We start from the raw sequence: 24608 nt of genomic DNA, 5'->3' as shown, positions 1-24608 counted from the left end.
ACGGGAACAGTTTTGCAAGAAAATTCAAAAAGGATGGTTCATCATGGGGAAGGTCGTGTTATACATTGCGCAAAGTCTGGATGGTTACATTTCCAGAGAAGACGGTTCGATTGACTGGCTGTGGGATGGGCAGGAGAGTGGAACAGATTATGGATTTGAAACGTTTTTCAATCAAATGGACACCGTGATCCTGGGGAGAAAAACCTACGAACAAATCTTTGAATTAACGAGCGAGTTTCCTTACCAATCCAAAGATGTCTATGTAGTAAGCCGTACGAAAGAAGGTCACGATTCCTATGCCACCTTCATTCAGCCCGAACAAATTCTTCCGCTGTTGAATGTACTAAAAGCAGATAAAAATATCTGGCTAGTTGGCGGAGCACAGTTGATTGACCATTTTGTAAGCATGGGGCTTATTGATGAATACCATCTGGCGATCCAGCCCACCTTAATCGGCAGCGGGATTTCTCTGTTCAAGCCGCATCAAAAAGAGCAGCAGCTCGATTTATTAAAGACAGAAAAGTTCGATGATGGGATGATCGTACTTACCTATCAGCTTAAATAGGTAAAGTACACTAAGACCTACTATTAGCTAATGCCCCCTTCGCACTTTTATTAATAGCTCGTTAAACTTCCTTGTTGATTATAAAGTTAAGCTCCCTTTTCTGTATGACTTAATTTCGAGATATTGGTTATGAGGAAGGTCCTTCGGGGGACGATTTCGCTTTCCGCGGGCATGTGGTAAGCTTCCTCAGGCTTCGCCTTCCGGGATCTTACCGATCATGTTCATCCCGCAGGAGTCTGCATCGTCCCCCTCCGGACCTGGCCGAATCAGACATTCGAAACCACTAAATACACTGGTTGCTTGACGAGAAAAAAGGATGGGATGAAGAGTGTATTTCATGCTAAAACGATGTGAAATAGCTTATCATCGAAGCATTTAGGACCTATTTAGAAGAAGAGCATTCTCTCTTCTGAAAGGGTTCGTTATTCTCCTGTGGCTGGGTTGGTGGGGAAATGGCGAGACTCCCATGGGAGAAGGAACTAGGTGAGATCCCGCAGGGAGTGAAAACGAGCGAGGAAGCTCACCGTTCCCCCATAGGAAAGCGAGTTATTTCCCCACCAGCCCGCTGCTCATATCGTAACGGACCCAAGATATCTCGAAACTGGGTCTTACAGTAAGCGGCCCTATTATGTAATAAGCTTCTTATAAAAAATCAACAGAAATAAACCGCATTCAGGAAAAGGAGGAATTTTATGTTTCCAGACAAATTAAAAAAAGGGGACGAAATACGGGTTGTATCCCCTGCTGAGAGCTTATCTATTATTGCTGAAGATCAGCGCAAGCTTGCGATTCAGCGCTTGGAACAGCTTGGTGTCCGTGTTAGTTATAGTACATATGCAGAGATAAACGATGATTCTGCGCTCTCTCAATCCATTGAAAAAAGAATCGCTGATCTTCACGAAGCTTTCAACGACGAGCAAGTTACCATGGTCCTTACGACGATTGGAGGTTTTGACAGCAATCAGCTGCTGCGTTATCTGGATTATGACTTGATACGCCAAAACCCAAAAATCTTCTGCGGCTTTTCAGATATTACGATTCTTTCAAATGCCATTTACCAAAAAACTGGACTCGTCACCTATAACGGCCCCCATTTTTCTACATTCGGCATGAAAAAAGGAATCGAATATACGTGGGATCACTTTCGCCAGATGTTTACTCAAACAACACCTTACTTTATAGAGCAAGCGGATCATTGGAGTGATGACCGCTGGTTCCTCAATCAGGATAACCGTCAATTTTATACAAATGAAGGCTATGCTGTGATCAATGAAGGATCGGCCACAGGAAGAACGCTTGGAGGGAATTTATGTACATTAAATCTTCTTCAGGGGACCGAATTTATGCCTGCACTTGAGAACACGATTCTTTTTCTTGAGGATGATGAAATGACCATTCCACAAACCTTTGACCGTGATCTGCAATCCCTCATTCATCAGCCTGGGTTTGATCAAGTGAAGGGACTTGTCATTGGCCGATTCCAAAAAGAATCGAACGTTAGACTGGATCACATCCACGCGATCATTAAATCGAAGCAGGAACTCTCAAACATCCCGGTCATTGCTCAGGCGAGCTTCGGCCATACTACACCGCAGTTCACTTTTCCTATCGGTGGGAAAGCTGCCATTCAGGCTTCAGGTCAAAAAGCTTCCATTCAGATGATAGAGTATTAACTGCAGCTTCATACACCAAACAAAAGGACGGGCTGAGCCGTCCTTTCTGCTGGTTTATTCATTAACCAAATCGTATACTTTATACACTTTTCCATTCTCGATCTCTTTAGGTTCATTGATCAGATCCATAAGAATAGATGCTACTTCATGAGGAGATCGCAGCTGATCTTCTTCCTTCATCTGTTTAAATTTATCTACGTCTTTGAACTCCTCTTTAGAAGAGGCACGTATTTCTCCTTGCATATCCGTGTCCATGACTCCTGGGCTGAAAGCCAATATTACATGCTTGTTCCCTTCCTGCTCTAACGCAAGGGTGGAAGTAAACCGATTAATAGCCGCTTTTGCACTGCTATATGTACTCCACCCGTGAACCGGACGTTCAGCTGCACCGGAAGTGATATTAATAATCGAGGTCCCGATCTCTTTTTTATTCGCTTCTGCCAGACAACGATTAATCAAAAGAACAGGAGCTGTCACATTTACCTGAAAATGCTTCTGAACAGAAGCAGGCTCTAATTGACCCACCGGGTTAATTGGCTCAATCACTCCAGCATTATTTACCAGATATACATAGTGGGTATCTTCGTGAAACGCTTCGTTAACAACCTTCTCAATACCTTCCTCCAATTGGCCAGGGTCACTCAAGTCACAGGAAATGTGAGTATAGCTCACCTTTCTTTCATCAGCCAGCTTCTGTAAAGACTTATTTTCGTTTCTTGATACAGAGATTAAGTGAACATTTTTTTCTATAAACTGTTTCGCAATGGACTCACCAAGTCCACGTGATGTTCCGGTAACAATAGCATACTGCATGTGAAAATCCTCCTTTTATCTGCTATTTCTCATTATTCCCGTCTTCCTGAATAGAAAACCTAACCGCGCCCGCGGACTGCTTTACATCTCAAATAGCAGCGTATATGATAAATAAAGCACGAGTTTGACTGATAGAAGAAGGAGTCTGACATGAAGTATCTCTACTTATTTATCATTTATGCAGGCGGGCTCGTAATCTCCAGTCTGGGTCTTGCCCTGATTATTAAATCTGGTTTGGGAGTAGGACCTGCCGATAGTATAGCTGTAGGTTTATCTATGCGCTTTCCAGTTACGGTAGGCTCCGTTATGATTGCAGCTTTTGTCATTTTACTGCTGCTCAATGCGTGGCTTGAAAAAAAACGCCCGCAATATGAGTCTCTCATCCCTATTATTATTAGGGGACGGACCGTAGATTTGTTTTTATACGGGATGCTTGAGAACGCAAAATATGAAGTATGGTGGACTCAGTGGGGAACCTTTTCCCTCGGATTGCTTGCTACGGCTATGGGCGTTGCTGTTTATTTACGCACTCCCTTCCCGCGGATCCCGCTTGACCACTTTATGATGATTATGAATGAAAAAACCAAACAATCCAAAGGCTTTATTCGGATTATAGCAGAATCAGCGATGGCTTTTGTTGGTTATCTTTTAGGCGCGCCAGTGGGCATAGGAACACTGATCGTTGCATTATTGTTAGGACCCTTTATCCAATGGTCTTACTTCTGGGCGCGGCCAATTGCCAGGCTGTGGTCAGATTCCGCCCGTTCTTCCAGTGCGTCGGACTGAATAACAAAGAAAGCGTGAAACATAACCGTTTCACGCTTTTTATACTTCTTATATACTTCTTATTCATCGGTGAAATTAAGCTTCGTCACTCCGGTTTCTTCTAACTTCTGACCAATTTTCTCTTCTATTTGCACACGTTCTTCCATCATTTCATCGGTCATCTTATCCTGATTCGAACCATAACGCTCGGCCATTTCTTTATCAGCGAGTTTTTCGACTAGCTTATCCCAGAAACTGAACTCATCGTATTCCTCTACGTACGTATCGAGCAGCTTAGATTCATAATCAACATCCAAATCATAAACGCCCATTTCCTCCTGATGAACAACTCGATCCTCAAGCCCCGCTTCTTTATACTTGGCCAGTACAAGCTCTCGTACATCCTCAAACTCGTCATCCAGTTCCATGCGAGTGGAATTAACCATCCAAGTGCCCAAATATACGGTCTCTACTAATTTTTCATACTGTTTCTGAGATAGCTCAAGATTGACTTTTCCCATTCTTATTCCTCCATTTCATCAATGGTTCGTTGGAATTATATCATAATTCCTTTCTATAACTCCAAAGAACAAAAAAGCGGTATGCCAGCCAAAGGCCAAGCATACCTTTATTTTATTTATTGAGCTTTTTGATTGCTGAAAATTGAGGACTCCGGAGATATACCGGCTTCCTCTTCGTACCGCTGCTGAAGAAGACGCGTGACAGCTCCTGGATTTCCATCTCCAATCTGCAGATGATCCACTTTTAAGATCGGCATAATCTCTGATGTACTGCTGGATAAAAACAATTCATCTGCGTATTGAAGATCTTCAACTTCAAACGATTCTTCTACAAAATCAATATTCTGGGAGTCGCAGAAAGCTTCTACACGCATTCTTACACATCCGTGCAAAATGTTTTTCTTAGCTGGGTGCGTATAAACCTTCCCATTCTTCACCATATACACATTGGAAGAACTGCATTCGGTAACTTCTCCGTCTTTATGAAGCACCGCTTCGTAACAATTCTGTTCTTCAGCTGCTTGTTTGGCCATAACATTTGGAAGCAGATTCAGGCTTTTAATGTAGCACCAGTCCCAGCGCACATCTTCATGTGTAATGGTATGGACACCGCCAGCTATTAAATCCGTTGGACGCGGCAAGTCTTTCACATAAGCGTAAAGATTAGCTGCTGTGTCCTTAGGAAACGCATGATTCCTCGGCGCCGAACCACGGGTGATTTGTAAGTACACTTTCGCGTCGCTTTCTACCTTGTTGAGTTCCAATAAACGTTTTAAATGATCATACATTTCTTCCTGTGTATAAGGCACATTTATTTTTACAGCGGCTGCTGATCTATATAAACGCTCTACATGCTCTTTTAATAGATAAAATTTGCCGTTATAGACGCGGATAACTTCGTAAATGCCATCGCCGAACTGCAATCCCCGTTCCTCAAACGGATAGCGGAGTTCGTCCTGATGAATAAAGTCATCTTCTGTTAATATGCGATCATAAATGGTCATGAGATCGTCCTCCTTACAAATTCATTCATTAACGCCTAGTTTATCAAAAAACGCTGTCTTCAAACACGTTTTTACTCATGATCCTTCATTTTCCCTACAGTTCTTCTTGAAATGTGGAAGGATGATTGGAAATAAGGGTACCGAAGTTTTTCCCTTTGCACAAGTCCATCATGACTCCCGACTGATTAAAATTAAAGATGTGTACAGGTATTTGATGGTCCCGCGCTAACAATAAGGCTGATTGATCCATTACCTGAATATCCTGCAGCAAAACATCATTATAATTTAGATTTCCATATAATTTAGCATCCTGATTCGTTACAGGATCCGCTGTATATACTCCGTTAACTCCCTGCTTGGCTACAAGAATGGAATCGCACTCCAGTTCAATGGCACGCTGGACGGCAGGATAATCGGTCGTCACAAAAGGCTGGCCGTTTCCACCCGCCAGTATAATGATATACCCTTTATCAAGATGATACATGGCTTTTAAGCGTATATAGGGTTCAGCTACGGAAGTAATCGGGATCGAGGTCATCACTCGAACTTCTTTCTCAGTTTTATTTTTTAAAACCCCGCGAAGCATCAAACTGTTAATCACAGTGCCTATAGTTCCTATATTATCAGCCTCTACTCGATCGATCCCCCACACTTCTGCTGTTTTTCCCCTGAAGATGTTACCTCCGCCTACTACCAGGGCAACCTCGACACCGGCTTCCGTCAGATTGAGAATTTCATTCGCTATATGTTCCAGGCTGGTATGATCAAAATTTTCCTGGCTCTCCCCACTGAGTGCTCCTCCGCTGATTTTCAACAGTACTCGTTTATACCTCATCAACATGTCCTCCCCGGTTTAAAAAAAGAGCATAGACAAAAGTCTATGCTCTCTACTTCTGGAGCGGAAATAACCATTCGGCCATTGGTTAACTAAACGTTGTGTAAAAGCCTTCATAGTTCCCGCTCCTCTCATGTTATTAGCTATTCATCATTGTATCATATGCTGTCAGGGAAGTAACGTTTCTTCACTGTATAGGGACATTTACTTGAAAGCTTGGTTGTTCGCTTGGAACATCTTTCCCTTTTTTATCCATAAGTGGGTAGAATAACAGGGTGAGAGCCTCCGTCTTTTCGTGTACATCAAAATCTTCCACCTGTACATATTGAAAAGTAGAAAATGTCCCCTTTACCGTTCCTGTCGTCTTTCCACTAAAGTTTGTCCCATTCGTATCTACAACCTTGACCAAAAACTGAACAGCACCATCTTCTTTCTTCCACTTATAATTCTTCTTTTGTGACAGATCTAACTTTCCATATGAAATTCCCAGGTAAAGTTTCCCCGTATCCAGACCGTGATACAACGGAGTAACCTGGACACCTGAACCTTCAATTTCGAGAGGCGACGAAGTCAGAGAAACAGGACGTCTTTCAGGGGAAGTTGTCATGGGATATGCCTGCCCCTGCGCAAGCTGGTTGAAGTCTTTGTTGATCTGAAAAAAAATAATAACGATCAGCAGAACAGCCAGAAAACCATACAATGTCCAACGGAGTGCTTTCATCGCTTCCACCTCTCGCATCCGATATAATGAATCTTTAGAATATTATACCAGATTTTTTACAGACGTCCGCCTAACAATTCCAAGATAGTAAAAAAGACTGTCTCCGCGGGCTTTAGTAAGTCCCTGCATCGACAGTCTTCGCTATTATAAGTATTTCTTCTGTATTTTTTTACCGCTGTAGCTGAACACTACATCTCTATGTTCTATTCTAGTTTCTAAATGGACCGGGCGCCCCCACAATTGATACACGTAAGGGATCGTTTTCTCTAAATAACTGACATCCAGTTCAACCTCTTCGTAATGATGCTTTAAATATAGCTCTCCACTCTTTATATAATCTCCATCCTGAACCGTAATGTAAGGGAAACCTCCATTGACTCTCATTGTGACCAGCTGATCTCTTACCGCCTCATGGTCCTTATCCGTAATTTTATATTTCTGGCCTTGCTTTTGAAATAAGTATAAATCTTCCTGGCGCACAAGTTCCTTGGTCAAATAGTTCCGAATGAAGCTTTGGTCCGATTCGATTTCACGAACTTCAAACATCTTTTCTCTGCCGGAATTCTCCTGAATTCCATGCTTTTTCATTTCTTCCGTTGGATTATCGTACCTGTACTCAATATCTTCAAATATTTTCAATCCTAAGTAATAAGGATTGAGCTGAGTTTTTGAAGGCTGCACAACACTCGCATTCAGCTTAGCAAAGTCGATCACTTCATCACTGGTCAAATCCATCTCTCTCAAAATTCTGGCATGCCAATAAGAAGCCCAGCCTTCGTTCATGATTTTTGTTTCCAGCTGCGGCCAGAAGTAAAGCATCTCTTCTCTCATCATCGTTAAGATGTCGCGCTGCCAGTCCTCAAGTTCGCGGCTGTATTGTTCAATAAACAAGAGCAAGTCCTTTTCAGGTCTTGGCGGGAATTTCTTTTTCTTACGGTACATGGATTGATCTTCCGAAGAGGACTCATCAATCTTCCAAATATCATCGTATGGAGTGGATATGGATTTCTCCACACTTTCTTCATCTTCATCCATCGTCCAGGCCAATTTGGGCCGTACAATCGATGGATCGATATGCTCCTGTATCGCAAGTACAGCGTCTAAAAAAGATTCCACCTCTGCTTTGCCGTATAATTTATCATAAGAGGCAATTCGTTCAGCCGTCGCCGCCATGCTTTCTACCATATCCCGCTTTGTATTCTGGAAGCGCGCATTATTTTTGAAAAAGTCACAATGGGCAAGTACGTGAGCTACAATCAGTTTATTTTGAATCAAACTATTGGAGTTCAGTAAAAAGGCGTAACAAGGATTTGAATTTATAACCAATTCATAAATTTTACTTAAACCGAGATCATACTGTATCTTCATTTTGTAATACTGTTTTCCAAAGCTCCAGTGAGAAAAGCGCGTAGGCATTCCATAAGCTCCAAAAGTATAAATGATATCATCAGGACAAACCTCATAACGCATCGGATAAAAGTCAAGACCGAATCCCTTGGCAATCTCCGTAATTTCCTTGATCGCATTGTGCAGTTGTTTCTGGTCCTCTGGTTTCAAAGGGCCCCTCCTCCTTTGATTTCACTTATCTTACTATATGAGAAGGAGCGAGAGAACATGAAAGATTGATGCTTCTAATCTTTCATTGGGGACTAGAGGATTTTAGCCATAGCATACTCATCTACCCATTGATGGTTAACATATAACGAATCACGTTTGACCCCTTCTTTTATAAAACCAGCTTTCTTATACAGCTGGATAGCCGGCTCATTATGTACCATTACAGTCAACTCCATACGGTGAACTTGATTCTTCCGCGCCCATTCTTCCACTTTACTGAATAATTGAGAAGCGATCCCTTGTCCCTGATACGTCTTCAGGACACCCGTAACAATCTGAACGGTGTGCCGGTTTCGCTCTGCACGCCCGCCAATACACATGATATGCCCAATCAGTTCCCCGGCGTTCTCAGCAGCCAGTATAACTGCATTCTCCTGCTCCTGGACGCTTTCGAGCATATATTCTGCCTGCTCCACACCCATTTGGCGTTCCCCAGCCCCATATAAAAGAAAGTCTGTTTCCGCTTCCAGCTGTTCTCCTAACTTTACGTAAGCTTCAGCCATTATTGGCGTAAGTGTAATGATTCTCATGACAAGCGCCTCCTTTATGTATTAGCTCAGATCAACCTACATGTTGATTTTACAGATAAGCTCCCTTTTCTGTAAGACTCAGTTTCGAGATAAATGGGTCCGTTACTCTATGTGGAGGGCTGGTGGGGAAATAACTCGCTTTCCTATGGGGGAACGGTGAGCTTCCTCGCTCGTTTCACTCCCTGCGGGATCTCACCTAGTTCCTTCTCCCATGGGAGTCTCGCCATTTCCCCACCACCCCAACTATAATGTTGCGAACGGACCCTTCCAGAAGAGATTGGTTCTCCTCCGTAATCTGTATGAAATGCTTTCATGACGGGCGATGTGTGTCGTTACATCCTAACTACATTGGATAATACTTCATTATGCAGGTGATGGTTAAAGTGGTTTCGAGCTTCTAATTTGGCAAGGTCCGGAGGGGGATGATGAAGACTCCTGCGGGATGAACATGATCGGTGAGACCCCGGAGAGCATAGCTCGAGGAGGCTCAGCACATGCCCGCGGAAAGCGAATCATCCCCCGCAGGACCTTTCTTCTCATAAAAACATCTCGAAACTGAGTCTTCAACTAACCGACCCTTTAGCTTAATAAGACTTTAGTGAAAATGAACACAAACGTTCAAAAGTCCCTATCTTTTAAATGAGTGGCTCTATTATATCAAATTGAGTGAAATGAAGGGCTTCTCTGCAAGCAAAAAACCAGGTCCTCTTACGAGGCACCTGGTTTATCTATACTAGTTTGCTTCTGGAAAAACTCGATCAACCATTTGACCGAACTCCTGGAAAAAGCCACGTACAGGCTCTCCATTTTCCACATCATTTACATAATTATTTGTTAAATCAATGAAGTCGGGATTGGTGGAAACATAAACATTGTTTATATCCTGATCTGTATTTTTTACAGCCTTGGTAATATCCTCTTCCACCTTGTCCGTCATATTCTCTTCACCGCTGTTATTGTCCATAACTGCTGCCACATACGCATTATCACGCGTTTTTAAAACGTAAGCCTCGTCGACGCCTTTAACATTTTTTTCAACATTAACTGCCGCATCTTTAGCGACGTGATAATTCGTATTATGAACCATACCCCGGTCGTTATCATAACGGTTTGTCCTGTTACCTTCTTCATACATATTATCAGCCATACGCTGAAAACGCGTATTTTGCACGCCTTCATAGTTATCCTGGCCTGTACCTGTTTCCTGTTCTGCTTGACACGCAACCAGAGAGGATGCAGCTAAAAGACCAATAGCAAATGCTCTTATTTTCATGGTTTATTCCTCCTTAGGCAGCTTACACATAGTATGTGAAGTTCAAAAGCAAATATGCGATGAAGCATCTGCCGGAATAAACCTCCAAATAACATAATAAAAAGGCCTTTCTAAGAAAGACCTCTTCAACCTGAAAATGGTAAACTCCACCAAATATTAAAAAATAATATAAATACGAATAAAATAGCATTAACAAATAACAAAAATATCGGCAGCAGCTTAAACGGACCCGTCAGTCCAATATACATTTTCCTTAATAAAATAAAACCACCAATTAGTACTATGTATAAGAACAAGAACCAAATCCACTTGTAGTTCGTAGAAGCTTCCACACCTATTTCGTATCCGATCGCATAAACCAGCCACGCACCTAAAAAAATCATAATGGAGAAGGGTATAAACCTTCTTTCCCCATTCAAATGGTGTAAGGAAAGGTATGCGTTTACTACTACTGCTGCACCAATAACTTCACAAAACAAAACCATCACACGGTGTGCTGTATCTGCTTCAGCTGTTACGAAGCTTAAAAGCAGAAATAACCCGAAGGCGATGACCCCGCCAAAATTTGCATATTCCCATTGTTTCTTGGTCACCACTGTAATCTCCCTTCATATACCTTAATAACATTATTTAAAAGTTACTATACCATCATAACAAACCTCAACATGGCGTGTGGGAAAAATAGCTCAAAACCACTCGTTTTTTCCAAAATTGTGACGAACTTTCTGACTGATAATTACCCGAATAGGAGACAATAAAAACAATCCTTTTGAGAAGGATGTGACCCAGTGAATTATCAGGATTATGACAAAGCACTGCATTTTATGATCTGGGGTCAGTGGGATGATTTACTTGTCCTTATGGTACGCACGCGAGACCAGTTTTTATCCAAAAAAATTGAGACGTTTCTGCATGCCAGTTACTACCCAGGACATGAAAGCCAGATGCTTGAGTCCCATGAAGCTTTGTTAAATTATATTGACCATGCACAAACAACACTTGCCTATCCGGCGTTCAATTAAATCAAAATACAGAATTTGAAATGTAAAAAAACACCACCTCAGGTCATCCATTATATGGATGACCTGAGGTGGTTATTAATGTAAAAAAGAGCAGAACAAATTCTGCTTCTTTTACATTCTTGGATAATCCTGATGGATCGAATGAAGATGCATCTCATCGATTACCATATGCTTAGGCGCTTCAAGCATATAAATAATTGCTTGAGCTATACTTCTACTTTAAGCCAATCTGACTTTCTGTGTTCTCCTTGCTTAGTGTTTGCAAAGTACGTGTCCACTTTACCAGGATTAATGGTACCCGCACGTATGCCATCGCTGCGCACTTCCTGCGCCAGTGATCCCATGAAGCCTTGTACTGCGTATTTTGTAGCTGTGTATAGAGAACCATTCTCAGGAATCGTATATCTCGACACATCAGAAGCGACCGTCAATATCGTACCTGATTTTTGTTTTCTCATAAACGGAAGCACGGATTTTGAAGCGAGAAACACCCCTTGTACATTAATATCAAACGTCTTCTTCCATTCTTCAACGGTTACAGATTCTACAGGTTTGCTTTCCCCAATCCCTGCATTGTTTACTAAAATGTCGATTTTGCCATAGGCATTCCTCGTTGCCTGAACTACATGATCCACGTCGTTCTCATTACTCACATCCGCTGTAAATGAAAGTACACCTGCATATCCATAAGCCTTCAAATCCTCTCGCGTCTTATGAATATCTTCAGAACTGCCAAGAATCGAAAGTTTAACTTCTTTGGCCGCTAATTGGAAGGCAAGCTCACGGCCTATCCCCCGTAAAGCTCCCGTTACTATAGCTACTTGGTCTCTTAACAAGGGAACCTTCCTCCTTTACGTCCTTTCCGGCTTAATTTCTGTTTTCAGTTTATAGTCCAGCTGAAAAAGATCGTGCCGGCGATCCTGCAATTGTCTTACAGTACCTGACTTGCGCTGACGTCTTAAAATCTCCAGGTCCACATCTCCAACAACGACAGTTTCTACGTTCGGGTTGCACTCTCCTATAATTCCATCGCGAGCAAATTCAAAATCAGACGGCGTAAAAATACCGGACTGAGCATACTGGATGTCCATATTCTCTACCTGCGTCATGTTCCCTACAGTACCCGATATGACCGTGTAAACCTGGTTCTCCACAGCACGTGCTTGAGCGCAGTAACGAACACGCAGGTAACCTTGACGGTCATCCGTACAAAACGGGACGAATATAATATTCGCTCCCTGATCCACAGCGTACCGGGCCAATTCAGGAAACTGTATATCATAACAAATTTGAATGGCGATTTTTCCACAGTCCGTATCAAACACTTTCACGGCATCCCCAGGTTGAATTCCCCACCACGTACGCTCATTTGGGGTGACATGAATCTTATATTGTTTCTCAATCGTCCCATCTCGTCGGAATAAATAAGATATATTATAAATTTTTTCATCTTCCTCTACAAAGTGAGAGCCTCCGATTATATTCACATTATACTTCACAGCCAGATGGGTGAACATTTCAATATAGTCCTCTGTATAATCCGATAATCTTCTTACGGCTTTCGATGGTACTTTTTCTTCTAAAAATGACATAAGCTGGGTCGTGAAGATTTCAGGAAAGACCGCAAAATCACTGCCATAATCGGCAGCCACATCAACATAATATTCACACTGCTTTTTGAATTCTTCAAAAGAGTCGATGTTTTTCATCATGTATTGAATAACCATTATCCGAACGGGATTACTTGTTTTAAAATGCCGCTTCGTGCGTGCGCGGTAGTCAATATTATTCCATTCCATCAGCGTTGCATATTTAGAGGAAAGATCGTCGTCCGGTAAATAGTTTGGGTTGATACGCATGACCGTGAACCCGTTCATAATTTGAAAGGTGAGTACCGGATCATAAATACTTTGACTTCTGACCTCTTCTACATATTCCCTTGGGGTCATCTCGTCCTCATATTTATGGTAATTCGGGATCCTTCCTCCTATGATAATGCTCTTCAAGTTCAATTCCCTGGCCAAATCTTTACGTGCTTCATACAAACGCCGGCCAATCTTCATACCGCGATACCCTGGATGAACCATAACTTCGATCCCGTAAAGATTGTATCCATCAGGGTCATGATTGGTAATGTATCCTTTATCTGTTATATCATCCCACGTATGCCGATCATCATATTCATCAAAATTAACGACAAGACTGGAGCAGCTTCCAATAATTTGTCCATCAAATTCCACGACAAACTGCCCTTCCGGGAATATTTTCAGATGGCTTTCCAGATGGTCTCGCTTCCATGGCTCCATATTCGGAAAGCAAACTTGCTGTAATTCAAAAATCTGCTCTATATCTTTTTCCTGCATATGTCGTACGATCATTTTCTTTTCGTATTGAGTTAAGTCTATTTTAGACACGTAATCCCTCTCCTTATTATCTTTCTTCCCTCAATTCTATCGTACTTAACCCAAAAAATCCGAGTCTAGAATCTTCCTGCCTATTTTTTCAGAAAAGCTCACGATTGCGTAACAACGGTTTCGTTTATTTTGTGTAGAAAAATGAGGGGATGGCTGGAGGAACTAAAAGTCTTTTAGCATGACCTTGAAGTAACAATCTAGAAAAAGTTCTATGGTAGGTAATTAAGCGATTTTCCGCTTCTATTATTAAGATTTCAATTAGATAATTCCGTACCACCTTATATCGCAAGGTCCCGAGAGGAACAGCGAGACTCCTGCAGGACATGACAGCTGATATCCCGGAAGGCGTCGCGAGTCGTTCATGAGAGGACCTGTTTTCCTAACAAACATCTCAAAATAGAGTCTTTCATATAACGGCCCTATTTTGGAAAGACATGTTTTATGATTATTTTGGCAAAAAGATGCCTCATTATTCTAAACAGCGCAATTACGATTAGTTTTATATTTTCCACAGGCTCTATATAACGAAAAAGAGCTGACCCGGAAGCAGGACAGCTCTTTATTTTATCTAAATTTACGAACATACCATTTCAATGCTTCATTTAATGAACTGTCGAATAATTTCTCCCGCCAGTATAAATCGGCGGTCTGAGACACTACATTATTTTTGGCCGGATATGGATGGATAATATTAGAAACTGACTGGAATTTCTTATTCAATGCTTGAACCGTCCCAATTTCCTGCATCCATTCCCCAGCTCCTTCGCCTATAGCATGAGCTCCGACAATCCGGCCCCGGTTTGTAGTTAATACTTTAACCAGCCCGTCGGTATGACGCTCAGCCATAAAGCGATCATTATCGGCAAGTTTTGTCTTAAAGGTCAAGAGTTTTTCACCGTACTGCTCTTTTGCTTCCTCTTCAGTAAGCCCGAGATGATAAATCTCCGGGCCTGTATATACTACCCAGGGCACTTTTTCATAAGATGCTTTTCTGGATAAGCCAAATACAGCATTGGAAACAGCAATTTTTCCTTCCATACCCGCAACATGAGTGAACGGCATGGATCCATTACAGTCTCCCACCGCGTAGATATGACGCTGAGTCGTTCGCATGGCAGAATCCACAGCAATCGAACCGTTGGAAGTTTCAACACCAGCCTGTTCTAAACCGAGCTCATCTACATTCGCTTTTCGTCCCGTAGCTACTAATAACTTTTCAACGTTTAGCGAATTTGTGGAGCCGTCCTTCGTATAGTGAATTTTCACGCCTTCATTCGTAGATTCAAGACGGTCAACCTTTGCACCGGTTATGACATGCATTTCCTCGGATAACAACCCTTCAGCCAGATCAGCAATTTCCTTATCTTCTTTGGCTAAAATTTGTTCCCCACCTTCAACGACCGTAACATCTACACCTAAACGGGACATCGCCTGAGCGAGTTCTGAACCGATGATGCCCCCTCCGATCACACCAAGCGAGGCCGGTCTTTTCCGTAAAGAAAAAATAGATTCGTTTGTGACGTAATCAATACTGTCTATGCCTTCAATCGGGGGTACCACAGGTGACGAACCTGTAGCAATAACAAAACGTTTCGCTGAAATGGTTTCTTCTCCAACTCGCAAAGTATGCTCGTCTATGAATTGGGCCTCTGCTTCATAAATATCAATTCCAAGCTTGATGAAGCGATCTTTGGAGTCGTGGTTCTGTACATCTTTCACTGCTTCCGCTACTCGTTCCATCGCACCTGTAAACAAGCGGTCATAGTCCGATTCAGAGAAGTCGGAATACTGTCCAGCCTGATGGACTTCTCTGGCTGCTTCTATCATGGCCTTTGAAGGCATGCAGCCATAATGCAGACAGTCCCCTCCAAGTTCACTCTTTCTTTCAATAAGAGCAACGGACGCCCCAAAACTTGCTGCCCCAGCAGCTACAGTCAGACCGCCTGAACCTCCGCCTATAACGGCGATTTGATAATCATAACTCATGAGCGGTCCTCCTTCTCCACATATCCATAATAAGCATCAGCGAAAGCTTTCATACGTTTTCGGTTTACTCCCATATCAGAATAACCCGTGCGAGAAGCTGACCGGAAATGCACCTGCTGATTTGAGTCATCTAAGTAAAACTCTACATCATCCTTGAATCGTAAAAGCTTTGTAACCACAAGAGCGTGAATGTAATGTTCTTCCTCAATTTCTACTTTGGTTCTCTCCATTTCCTGCAAGACTTTCTTCAGTGTTTCTTTCGTTGAATTCAAATCTCCATGAAACGGTAAAGGTTCCATCTGTTTATCTGATTGATCAGTTTGAGTTGAAACGCAGTTCGGAGAATTAGGACATTCAGCTAATCGGCCGTCCTTCACTCCAAGATATTGTTTTCCCATGCTATAAACCACTCCTTTTCTTTACACTACCTCTATATTCACGTTTAATCCAATAAAAAAACACCCTAGACTCTCTAGGATGCTTTTTCACCTTCGTTTTTATGTTCTTTAGTCTTTTGCTCTTTCTGATATTCCAACGATTTCTTCTCTCTTTTTTCTTTTTTATCCGATTTATCCTTCGATTGACCTGAATTGAATTTCGGCTTGTCCTTCTTCTTTTCTGCCGAAGACGCTTTATCCGGCTTCTCTTTCGATTGGCCTGGATTTGATTTTGGCTTGTCTTTCTTCTTTTCTTCCGAAGACGCTTTGTCCGGCTTATCCTTCGATTGACCAGGACTTGATTTCGGCTTGTCTTTCTTCTTTTCTTCCGAAGACGCTTTATCTGGCTTTTCCTTCGATTGACCAGGACTTGATTTCGGCTTGTCTTTCTTCTTTTCTTCCGAAGACGCTTTATCTGGCTTTTCCTTCAATTGACCAGGACTTGATTTCGGCTTGTCTTTCTTCTTTTCTTCCGAAGACGCTTTATCTGGCTTTTCCTTCAATTGACCAGAATTTGATTGTGGCTCGTCTTTTTTCTTTTCTTTTGAGGACTGCTTATCAGGCTTTTCCTTCGATTGACCAGAATTTGATTGTGGCTCGTCTTTTTTCTTTTCTTCAGAAGACTCATCTTCTGAGTTAACCTTATGATCCACCTTCTCAGGCTTATCCTTTTTCAAGTTTGAAGAAGGAGGGGTGTCGGTATCCCTATTCTTTTTTTCAGTTGATCCGCGTTGATCTCCCGAAGAACTCTGTGGAGAATCAGAAGAATGATTAACATTCTTGTTCTCTTTGGAGTTAACCGATTTTTTATCGGTAGGTGTAGATGGTTCTTCTCCATGAGCTTCGATGTTTTTTAAACTTGAAGAACTGTTGTTCTCACTGGATTCACGTTTTGGTGATTCTTCAAAAAAAGATCGAATTATTTCTTTTTCTTCGGACATTATATCTATGGAATTTTCACCTTTTGTATTTGACTGTTTTTTGCTCAATTGCTTGGCTACCCACTCATTGACGGATTGGTTCGCGTCAAGCGCTTGTTCACGAAGGGATGCCGGAAGATTATACGCTGCTACTGATAAATCCTTTGCCCGATCCGACAGTTCATGTTCCATCCGTTCGGCCAAACTTGCTGTTGGATCCGTTTTTAAATAACTAATACCAATCAGCACTTGTTTTTGTTGATTCATCCAACCATTTTCGCGGCTGATATTAATCATTTCAAACGCTACTTCTGAAACACTTTTTTTCTTCCAATTTGTGAGCATATCTATTAATTTTTCAGCGTCCTCATTACGAGGGGTAATCTGTATGACTTGCAGTTGTTCGTTTAATTTTAATTCCAGACTTGGATTAATATCTATATTTACATAGGCATAAGCTTGTCTGCTGCCATCTTTTATATAAAATGGCAGGCAGGCGATAACCAGTACCAAAGCTATGATGCCTATTTTCCATGGAACTATGCTGGATAACCATCCTAACGGGCGAAGGTGTTTGTTGTTTGAGATCGCCTGAAAATGGACTTCCATACCGACTTCGGCTTCATGGAGCCGAAGCGCACGGTGAAAGTTTCCATCATGTGTCATCACAATGGTATATCCTTTTTTTTGCTCCATGACAATGCCTTTTCTCACACCCCCACCCCTTTCAGGTAGTCGTTGAGATATATATAATCTCCGTCAAAGATGAGAACTAAGGCAATAATGAATTTTCGGTTTCGTTCAAGCGTTTTCTTACTCACATCCACTTCACGTACCAGATCTTTCATAGGAAGGCGTCCTTTATAAAGGACTTGCTCTCTAAGCTCCTCATGGTGATAAACGATTCGTGCTGTTTGAACAGCTGAATCTCGTGCATCCTTATGCTTGGGTGAAGCATCCACTAAATCTTCAAGAGACAAGTTATATTTCTTTAACTGCTCTTTGAATTCGTAAATTTCTTCACGTCTATACCATGCCTCTTTTTCCATTTGATGGCGTTCTCTCGCTGCTGCAACCTCAGAAGGATTCTCCATTTGCTCTTCCTCGTGATTGAGTTCGTCGAGAGAAACAGCCAGGGGATATTTTCTTTCATTACGGATATGATCAATTACTTTCCGTTTGATTACGAGACGGGCAAAAGAAAGAAAGGAACTTCCTTTATCACAGGAATACGCTTGGATGGCTTCATTAAACGCCGATAAACCAATGCTGAATTCATCGTCTTTGCCGGGATCTATATATCTTTTACATACTTCAGAAACACTTTTGGCAATAAAAGGTTGATATTGTTTGAGGATTTCGTTTCTAGCTTCCTCATCCCCCTGTTTAACGGATTCAATCTGTGCATCAAGGGAGGTGTCTTTTTTGCGCAATAGACGTTTGATCAACCTTCACCACCTCCAGCCATTAATAGTTTCGAATTCAAAACAGAGTTTTTGGGTGTTTTATTTAAAAATATTTCAATTGTGTTACAAAACAGGATTAACCAATATTGCCAAAAGCCGTTTATTTGTACGCCATCCAAACCTGTATTTTAAAGATATGTTATTAACCATGACTATTGTACTGAATATAGGGGCATGGGTCTACCACATCAGGTTTACATTTTATTAAATCTACATTTCAAAAAATATAACGAATGGACTATACATATAGTTGTCTTCAATAGAAAATGAATTAAAATGTATACCAATGTGTCTAAATTCCTATGATAAAAAACACAATTAGTCAGGTTTACATATAGCTGCAGTAGGTTAAACCTGTTGTGTAGAGCGCAAATAAAAAGGAGGATCCAACAAATGAAAGCCGTATTATTAAATTGCAGTTTAGAAAAAGGCACAAAAGAAACTGATACCGAAAAACTCCTCCATGAATCCGCTCAAATATTTCAACGGGAAGAAATCGATGTGGAACGAATCCACTTAAGGGATTTCCATATTAACTTCGGAATTACAGACCAGTTAGATAATGAAGATGATTGGCCTTTTGTATTCGAGAAGATACTGGGAGCAGATATTCTACTTTTGGCTACCCCGATTGCTATGGGGGACAAAAGCAGTCTGGCCTCTTTAATCTTAGAGAGACTTCAGGGATACCATCAACTGAAAAATCGAAAGGGGCAAGGAATTTTTTATAATAAAGTTGGAGGAGCTATTGTCGCAGATGGCGGAGACGGAGGAGCAAGATTAGCAGCTCAATCGATCCACTACCGCTTATCCATGCTCGGCTACACTTTACCCCCTCATGCCAGCGCAATTTGTAATGAAAAGCTGGAAGACCCCGCTCAAAGTGATTGGGATTGCATTGAAGAAGAAGTCGTAAGAATGACTTATAACGTTATCCACTTTGCTGAACTGCTTCATTTCAATCCAATTCCTGTTATCGGAAATAAAGTAGATGACAAAAAAGTGCCGCCAAAAGTTTAATCTTTGGCAGCACTTTTTTCATAATAATAATCAATCGGAACAGCAAGCCCTACTCTTCCTTCTACGTCGTCATGTAATGTAGCAAAAACCACCGCAATGACTTCTCCTGCTTCATTAATAACCGGACTTCCTGAATTCCCTTTGTAAATCGGGGCATCGAGCATAAGTACAGAATCATTCCAATCACTGAGATTCTTGTATCCTAGAACTGTGCCCTGGTTTGCAATTCCAGTAAACCGGAGAGGATTACCAATGAAATAAACATGGTCATTTTCTTCGAAAGCCGTTTGCTCAGCCAGCTCCAAGTGAGGAAAATCTTCGCCATCTGCCTTCAGGACAGCTAAATCCACTTCAGGGTACTGCTCCACCACCTCTGCTTGAAACAATCCCTGTTCAGGAAAAGCAACGGAAATACGTTTCTCATCCTCAATTACATGATGGTTTGTAAGAATGGTCCCGTCTTCCTTAATGGCAAAACCTGTACCTTTGCTTTGCCCTGCTTCCACTACCACAACCGATTGCTTGTATTCCTTCACCTGTTCATCAGATGAAAGCTTGGCAGAGGTCATTAGAAAATCTACGGCCGGGATGGAAAACGTATTGGGCAGTACAGCTACAATATTTGTGACCATCATGATCGCAATCAACCAGAAGATCCACTTTGGAAAAGGACGCCGGCTTTTTAATTCTTCTTTTTTCAAACGTTCTCTTTCGTACGCCTTTTGTCTTTCTTCCTGAACCAGTTCATATAACTCTTCATCGTCTATTTCTTCGTACAAATCTTCATCTATAATATCATGCTTATCGTCTTCGCGATCATTCACGAGCGGTCCCCCTTAAGACAGGAGAATTGAAACTACATGGCACTGACTTTTGATGACCCTTGCTGCATACGGTACATTTGGAAGTACTGTCCTCCAAGAGCGACCAGTTCTTCATGCGTTCCCTGCTCCACCATTGTACCATGATTTAATACAAATATTTGATCTGCCTGCTGAATTGTCGATAGACGATGCGCGATAACCAGTGTGGTTCGCCCTTCCTTCAAGACTTCTAAAGCTTTCTGGATCATCTGCTCGGTTTCTGTGTCAATATTCGCCGTAGCCTCATCCAGGATTAGAATTGCAGGGTCAAAAGCCAATGCTCTGGCAAAGGAAATCAGTTGTCTTTCCCCCATAGAAAGGGAATCGCCCTTTTCCTTTACCTGAGCATCATATTGCTCGGGAAGCTTCTCAATAAAACGATCCGCTCCAACCGCTTTTAACGATTCTATAGCCATTTCCCGGGAAATACGGTCATCGTTCATCGTTACATTCGACAAAATAGTCCCTGTAAAGATGAAAGGATCCTGCAGAACTATTCCCATATGACTTCGGACTTGTTGACGTGACCATTCTGTCGTTGGGTGACCATCAATTGTCACTTGACCTATTTGAGGATCATAGAACCTAAACAGCAAGTTCATAATAGAACTCTTACCAGACCCTGTATGGCCGACGAAAGCAGCCGTCTGACCTGGCTCTACTTGAAAATTAATATCCTTTAATATGAAATTATCATCTTCATAGGCAAACGACACGTGATTAAAAGCTATTTGGCCGCGATATCGTGCTGCTTCACTACTGTTTCTTTCTTCCCCTTCCTCTTCCAGCAACTCAAATACCCTACCGGCGGCTACACGGGCCTCTTCCAATTGAGGAAGCTGGTTTACCAGGTCCGTCACAGGCTGGAAAAGCCGGTTTAGATAGTCAACAAAAGCATATAGCACTCCCACAGTAACGATTCCCTCAGCTCCAAAAGACTGGGAGCCAAAATACCACAGAAACCCTACGAAAGCGATATTACGCAGAACATTTACAAGATTAAATGAAGTGAGCGCACTTAATCGAACAAGTTTCCTCTGATAACTGAAGTGACGTTCATTTAAACTCTCAAACTCATCCGAAGTCTGCTTTTCCTGCCTGAATGCTTGGATAATGGACATCCCTTGAATTGCTTCATTAATATTGCCATTCATGTCGCTTACCGTAGATCGCACGACTGTATTGTACTTACCGCCAAAGTACTTATACATCCTCATCCAGCCATAAATAATTGGAACCAGCAGCAGACACATAAGAGCTAACTTGACATCTAATAAAAACAGGGCTACATAAATCCCCAGCATATAGAAAAAGCTGGTAACAAAAGTAGCCAGTACTTTTACATACAGCTCTCGAATCGACTCGGTATCATTCGTCACCCTGGCTACAATTTTACCAGCCGGCTGGTTGATAAAATACCGTACGGGAAGCTTCTGAATATGCGTAAATAAATCATCCCTCATCTTACGAATAATCCGATTGGACGATCGTTGGAGAAGAAAGGTATGAGTGAACTGGAAAAAGGCCGCAATAAATAGCAATCCAACATAAATGCCCAGCAGCCAATAAATAGACGGAATTTCCGGTCTAAAGAAGCTGTAGAGCTGGTGCAGCGATAATGACTGTGCATCAGCCGTGTATGTTTCATTCGCCGTCTCTATTCGTATCCTATTATCCTCAATGGATCGATTGCCGCTAGCCGGGACTTCCTCTGGAATGAAGTAGTACGAGCGTCCTACTTGTAAAATCGTTGACGTTCCACTGATTTCCTCTCCCTCTTCCAGACGGTCATCGCGCTTGTAAAGGCGCTCTTCGTAACGAACCGTATAATCATCAGCTGACTCCACCTGATGCCACTGATCTTCTATCCCCACGATATGTTCGTCAATCAAACGTTTAGCTATGAATGGGCCCGTGAGTTCAAGAGCTACAGCTATAACCAGACATATCAGACCAATGAGAATGTTCTTTTTGAAATGTAACGCATATCGGAACAATTTTCGTTCGGTCGTGGAATGTTTTCCTTTCATTCCTCCACCTCCCCTTCTAGCTGCTGGCGCTCATATTGAGTTTGGTACCAGCCGCCCTGTTTAATAAGCTGTTCATGTGTTCCTTCTTCTGCGATGCGCCCTTCCTCTAGAACAATAATATGGTCTGCGTGGGTTACGGCAGACAAACGATGAGCAGCAATCAGCGTAGTTTTACCATGTCTTTCCTTCCGTAAATGCTCGATAATATTAGCCTCGGTTTTTCCATCTACTGCAGACATGGCATCATCAAGAATTAAAATCTCGGGATTCATGATGAATGCGCGGGCAATGGAGACTCTCTGCTTCTGACCACCGGAAAGAGTGACGCCGCTTTCTCCGACCTTTGTATCCAGTCCAGCTGGAAGATTCTTGATATCCTCCAGAAAGTATGCCAGCTTTAATACCCGGTAGATCTCCTCATCCGTCGCCCCTGCCTTACCGAATTGAATGTTTTCTCGAACCGTTTTCGAAAACAGAACCTGATCCTGGGGCACATAGCCAATCCAGGAGCGTGTAGTACCAAGATCAAGTAAGTGGATATCTGTTCCGTTAATCAAAAGCTCTCCTTCAAGTCCTGGATATTCTCTAAGCAGCTGACGGAAAAAGGTGGTCTTTCCCGCTCCTGTTTTGCCTACAATACCGATTGTCTGACCTCGTTCGATCGCTACACTCACGTTTTTTAATCTTTCAGCTTCCGATTGAGGGTACTGAAAGCTTACCTCTTTAAATACAATTTGCTCCGGCCTGTTCACGTTCCTAGGGTTGGAAGGATTCATTATTTCCGGTTGATAATCAAGCGTCTCATTGACACGGTCCAGGGAAGCATTTCCTCGCTGCAGGACATTAATTAACTCTCCGACCGCAAACATGGGCCAGATTAACATCCCGAGATAGACGTTGAAGGAAACCAGTTCTCCAAGCGTCATAACATTTTGAAACACAAGCGCAGCTCCATACCCAAGTCCGATCGTATAGGAAAGGCCTACAAGGATTTGTATAGTAGGTTCAAACAGAGCCTCAATTTTTGCCACTTCCACATTTTTGTCATACACTTCTTCTGTCATCTGCTGAAAACGGTGGTCTTCATTTCGTTCTTGAACAAAAGCCCGGATCACCCGGACGCCCCGCACCGATTCCAGCACATTGTTATTCATCTCTCCAAAAGCCGTCTGAGCTTCCGTAAACCGTTCATGAATGACTTTTCCATATTTGTTCATCGCGACAGCCATAATTGGCAATGGAAGAAGCGCAGCCAATGTAAGCTTCCAGCTAATAGTAAATCCCATCATAGCAATGATCATAAACATAAAGACGGTAGAATCAATTAAGGTCAAAATCCCGAAACCGGCTGTCATCGTGAGCGCTTTTAAATCGTTTGTGGCTCTTGCCATCAAGTCTCCGGTCCGGTTTTTACCGAAAAAAGCTGGAGTCATTCTCAAAAAGTGATTCATCAGCCTTGAGCGCATGGTTCTTTCCATAATCATCGCCCCGCTGAAGAGCGTATAGTCCCATAAATAGGATAATAAGTAACTGGCAACAATGATCCCGCCATAGAACAGGATAATTTCTCCTAACCGTTCCGGGGTAAGTGTGTTGAATTGAATTTCATCAATCGCCATTCCTACCAGCTTTGGAGGAATAAGATCAATCGCACTAACAACGATCAGCGCTAAAATAGCAAACGTATATCGTTTCCAATAGGTTTTAAAAAACCATCGCAATTTTACGAGTACACTAAACATATCTGACACGTCCTTTCATTCTTTCCTAGCTAGCCACTTTCTTTCCAATCTTCGTTCCATTCTTTTCTGAGCACAGTGGTCTCCATTTCATAAGTACCTCCTTGAATTCTTTTATTTATGTTAAACAGGCGCTGTTCACCTGTACAACAACAAAAAAGCATACGCCGGCTACGACGTATGCTTAACATACACATACTGAATAGGGCACGCATTTGCGCAGCCTATTAATTGATCATTTTGCGAAAAAAGCGACGTTCAACAAACGTCCCTGTCGGCCACGACAAGTATGAAATTTGTAATTTGCTGTGCATATACGTTTCCCATCGTCGCAACCTCCTTTAGTGTAAATGATTATTAATTATATAATTTTCAAAAAATTAATTCAATGGTC

At 42.1% G+C, this 24608-nt stretch carries 23 protein-coding genes; 5 read left to right on the top strand and 18 right to left on the bottom strand.

Going from position 1 to position 24608, the window contains the following annotated elements; all coding sequences use genetic code 11:
* Positions 1-43: 43 nt before the first annotated feature.
* Positions 44-565: a dihydrofolate reductase family protein gene (locus ACTWP7_RS14595; RefSeq protein WP_443123814.1), complete on the top strand. Its 522-nt coding sequence runs from the start codon at positions 44-46 to the stop codon at positions 563-565.
* Positions 566-1257: 692 nt separating this feature from the next.
* Positions 1258-2238 (top strand): S66 family peptidase, encoded by a 981-nt coding sequence (locus ACTWP7_RS14590; protein ID WP_443123813.1) that lies wholly within the window; start codon positions 1258-1260, stop codon positions 2236-2238.
* A 54-nt stretch (positions 2239-2292) separates the two neighbouring features.
* Here the strand turns inward: ACTWP7_RS14590 and ACTWP7_RS14585 are convergent, their stop codons facing one another.
* Positions 2293-3051: a (S)-benzoin forming benzil reductase gene (locus ACTWP7_RS14585; RefSeq protein WP_443123812.1), complete on the bottom strand. Its 759-nt coding sequence runs from the start codon at positions 3049-3051 to the stop codon at positions 2293-2295.
* A gap of 150 nt (positions 3052-3201) precedes the next feature.
* Between ACTWP7_RS14585 and ACTWP7_RS14580 the strand changes: the two genes are divergently transcribed.
* Positions 3202-3837: a YczE/YyaS/YitT family protein gene (locus ACTWP7_RS14580; RefSeq protein ID WP_443123811.1), complete on the top strand. Its 636-nt coding sequence runs from the start codon at positions 3202-3204 to the stop codon at positions 3835-3837.
* 59 nt (positions 3838-3896) lie between these two features.
* Here the strand turns inward: ACTWP7_RS14580 and ACTWP7_RS14575 are convergent, their stop codons facing one another.
* From ACTWP7_RS14575 to ACTWP7_RS14540, 8 genes are all read right to left on the bottom strand, one after another.
* Positions 3897-4337 (bottom strand): hypothetical protein, encoded by a 441-nt coding sequence (locus ACTWP7_RS14575; RefSeq protein ID WP_443123810.1) that lies wholly within the window; start codon positions 4335-4337, stop codon positions 3897-3899.
* Between the two features lie 116 nt (positions 4338-4453).
* Positions 4454-5341, bottom strand: a complete 888-nt coding sequence (dat, locus tag ACTWP7_RS14570; protein ID WP_443123809.1) for a D-amino-acid transaminase — start codon at positions 5339-5341, stop codon at positions 4454-4456.
* A gap of 94 nt (positions 5342-5435) precedes the next feature.
* Complete coding sequence (gene pyrH / locus ACTWP7_RS14565) at positions 5436-6176, bottom strand: UMP kinase (RefSeq protein WP_014642401.1); 741 nt, start codon at positions 6174-6176, stop codon at positions 5436-5438.
* Positions 6177-6363: 187 nt separating this feature from the next.
* Positions 6364-6897: a hypothetical protein gene (locus ACTWP7_RS14560; protein ID WP_443123808.1), complete on the bottom strand. Its 534-nt coding sequence runs from the start codon at positions 6895-6897 to the stop codon at positions 6364-6366.
* A gap of 144 nt (positions 6898-7041) precedes the next feature.
* Positions 7042-8454: a SpoVR family protein gene (locus ACTWP7_RS14555; RefSeq protein ID WP_443123807.1), complete on the bottom strand. Its 1413-nt coding sequence runs from the start codon at positions 8452-8454 to the stop codon at positions 7042-7044.
* A 92-nt stretch (positions 8455-8546) separates the two neighbouring features.
* Positions 8547-9044 carry a GNAT family N-acetyltransferase gene (locus tag ACTWP7_RS14550; protein ID WP_443123806.1) on the bottom strand — a complete coding sequence of 166 codons (498 nt, stop codon included), beginning with the start codon at positions 9042-9044 and terminating at the stop codon, positions 8547-8549.
* A 733-nt stretch (positions 9045-9777) separates the two neighbouring features.
* Complete coding sequence (locus tag ACTWP7_RS14545; protein ID WP_014642396.1) at positions 9778-10317, bottom strand: YhcN/YlaJ family sporulation lipoprotein; 540 nt, start codon at positions 10315-10317, stop codon at positions 9778-9780.
* Positions 10318-10442: 125 nt separating this feature from the next.
* Positions 10443-10910, bottom strand: coding sequence for a hypothetical protein (locus ACTWP7_RS14540; RefSeq protein WP_443123805.1), 468 nt, complete (start codon positions 10908-10910; stop codon positions 10443-10445).
* Positions 10911-11105: 195 nt separating this feature from the next.
* Here ACTWP7_RS14540 and ACTWP7_RS14535 point away from each other — a divergent pair, with 195 nt between their 5' ends.
* A complete protein-coding gene (locus tag ACTWP7_RS14535) occupies positions 11106-11339 on the top strand; it encodes a YhdB family protein (protein WP_443123804.1) in 234 nt (77 codons plus the stop codon).
* A gap of 206 nt (positions 11340-11545) precedes the next feature.
* Here ACTWP7_RS14535 and ACTWP7_RS14530 read toward each other — a convergent pair whose 3' ends face one another.
* The 6 genes from ACTWP7_RS14530 to sigI form a co-directional block, all read right to left on the bottom strand.
* The gene (locus tag ACTWP7_RS14530) at positions 11546-12175 is read right to left on the bottom strand and encodes an SDR family oxidoreductase (RefSeq protein ID WP_443123803.1); all 630 of its coding nucleotides are present in this window, start codon (positions 12173-12175) and stop codon (positions 11546-11548) included.
* Positions 12176-12190: 15 nt separating this feature from the next.
* Complete coding sequence (locus ACTWP7_RS14525; protein WP_014642392.1) at positions 12191-13753, bottom strand: bifunctional GNAT family N-acetyltransferase/carbon-nitrogen hydrolase family protein; 1563 nt, start codon at positions 13751-13753, stop codon at positions 12191-12193.
* Positions 13754-14317: 564 nt separating this feature from the next.
* On the bottom strand, positions 14318-15739 hold the full coding sequence (locus tag ACTWP7_RS14520) for a dihydrolipoyl dehydrogenase family protein (RefSeq protein ID WP_443123802.1): 1422 nt from the start codon (positions 15737-15739) through the stop codon (positions 14318-14320).
* On the bottom strand, positions 15736-16137 hold the full coding sequence (locus ACTWP7_RS14515; RefSeq protein WP_443123801.1) for a DUF1499 domain-containing protein: 402 nt from the start codon (positions 16135-16137) through the stop codon (positions 15736-15738). The genes ACTWP7_RS14520 and ACTWP7_RS14515 overlap by 4 nt, the downstream gene beginning before the upstream one ends.
* A 74-nt stretch (positions 16138-16211) precedes the next feature.
* Entirely contained in the window at positions 16212-17810 is a 1599-nt protein-coding gene (locus tag ACTWP7_RS14510; RefSeq protein ID WP_443123800.1) for an anti-sigma-I factor RsgI family protein, read from the bottom strand.
* Positions 17807-18544, bottom strand: a complete 738-nt coding sequence (gene sigI / locus ACTWP7_RS14505) for an RNA polymerase sigma-I factor (RefSeq protein WP_443123799.1) — start codon at positions 18542-18544, stop codon at positions 17807-17809. The genes ACTWP7_RS14510 and sigI overlap by 4 nt, the downstream gene beginning before the upstream one ends.
* Positions 18545-18955: 411 nt before the next feature.
* Here sigI and ACTWP7_RS14500 point away from each other — a divergent pair, with 411 nt between their 5' ends.
* Positions 18956-19582, top strand: coding sequence for a flavodoxin family protein (locus ACTWP7_RS14500; protein WP_443123798.1), 627 nt, complete (start codon positions 18956-18958; stop codon positions 19580-19582).
* Here ACTWP7_RS14500 and ACTWP7_RS14495 read toward each other — a convergent pair.
* From ACTWP7_RS14495 to ACTWP7_RS14485, 3 genes are read right to left on the bottom strand one after another with little or no spacing between them, the layout of a single operon-like run.
* A complete protein-coding gene (locus ACTWP7_RS14495; protein ID WP_443123797.1) occupies positions 19579-20406 on the bottom strand; it encodes a S1C family serine protease in 828 nt (275 codons plus the stop codon). The genes ACTWP7_RS14500 and ACTWP7_RS14495 overlap by 4 nt on opposite strands.
* 32 nt (positions 20407-20438) lie before the next feature.
* A complete protein-coding gene (locus ACTWP7_RS14490; protein ID WP_443123796.1) occupies positions 20439-22475 on the bottom strand; it encodes an ABC transporter ATP-binding protein in 2037 nt (678 codons plus the stop codon).
* On the bottom strand, positions 22472-24217 hold the full coding sequence (locus ACTWP7_RS14485; RefSeq protein WP_443123863.1) for an ABC transporter ATP-binding protein: 1746 nt from the start codon (positions 24215-24217) through the stop codon (positions 22472-22474). The genes ACTWP7_RS14490 and ACTWP7_RS14485 overlap by 4 nt, the downstream gene beginning before the upstream one ends.
* Positions 24218-24608: the final 391 nt, after the last annotated feature.

Source organism: Halobacillus sp. B29, assembly GCF_052246755.1.
Classification (GTDB): Bacteria; Bacillota; Bacilli; order Bacillales; family Halobacillaceae; genus Halobacillus; species Halobacillus halophilus.
This window is presented reverse-complemented; position numbering and strand designations above follow the sequence as displayed.

Coding starts and splice junctions, on each gene's coding strand:
- ACTWP7_RS14595 (WP_443123814.1), top strand. CDS start 44: ATGGGGAAGGTCGTGTTATACATTGCGCAAAGTCTGGATGGTTACATT.
- ACTWP7_RS14590 (WP_443123813.1), top strand. CDS start 1,258: ATGTTTCCAGACAAATTAAAAAAAGGGGACGAAATACGGGTTGTATCC.
- ACTWP7_RS14585 (WP_443123812.1), bottom strand. CDS start 3,051: ATGCAGTATGCTATTGTTACCGGAACATCACGTGGACTTGGTGAGTCC.
- ACTWP7_RS14580 (WP_443123811.1), top strand. CDS start 3,202: ATGAAGTATCTCTACTTATTTATCATTTATGCAGGCGGGCTCGTAATC.
- ACTWP7_RS14575 (WP_443123810.1), bottom strand. CDS start 4,337: ATGGGAAAAGTCAATCTTGAGCTATCTCAGAAACAGTATGAAAAATTA.
- dat (WP_443123809.1), bottom strand. CDS start 5,341: ATGACCATTTATGATCGCATATTAACAGAAGATGACTTTATTCATCAG.
- pyrH (WP_014642401.1), bottom strand. CDS start 6,176: ATGAGGTATAAACGAGTACTGTTGAAAATCAGCGGAGGAGCACTCAGT.
- ACTWP7_RS14560 (WP_443123808.1), bottom strand. CDS start 6,897: ATGAAAGCACTCCGTTGGACATTGTATGGTTTTCTGGCTGTTCTGCTG.
- ACTWP7_RS14550 (WP_443123806.1), bottom strand. CDS start 9,044: ATGAGAATCATTACACTTACGCCAATAATGGCTGAAGCTTACGTAAAG.
- ACTWP7_RS14545 (WP_014642396.1), bottom strand. CDS start 10,317: ATGAAAATAAGAGCATTTGCTATTGGTCTTTTAGCTGCATCCTCTCTG.
- ACTWP7_RS14520 (WP_443123802.1), bottom strand. CDS start 15,739: ATGAGTTATGATTATCAAATCGCCGTTATAGGCGGAGGTTCAGGCGGT.
- ACTWP7_RS14515 (WP_443123801.1), bottom strand. CDS start 16,137: ATGGGAAAACAATATCTTGGAGTGAAGGACGGCCGATTAGCTGAATGT.
- ACTWP7_RS14500 (WP_443123798.1), top strand. CDS start 18,956: ATGAAAGCCGTATTATTAAATTGCAGTTTAGAAAAAGGCACAAAAGAA.
- ACTWP7_RS14490 (WP_443123796.1), bottom strand. CDS start 22,475: ATGAAAGGAAAACATTCCACGACCGAACGAAAATTGTTCCGATATGCG.
- ACTWP7_RS14485 (WP_443123863.1), bottom strand. CDS start 24,217: ATGTTTAGTGTACTCGTAAAATTGCGATGGTTTTTTAAAACCTATTGG.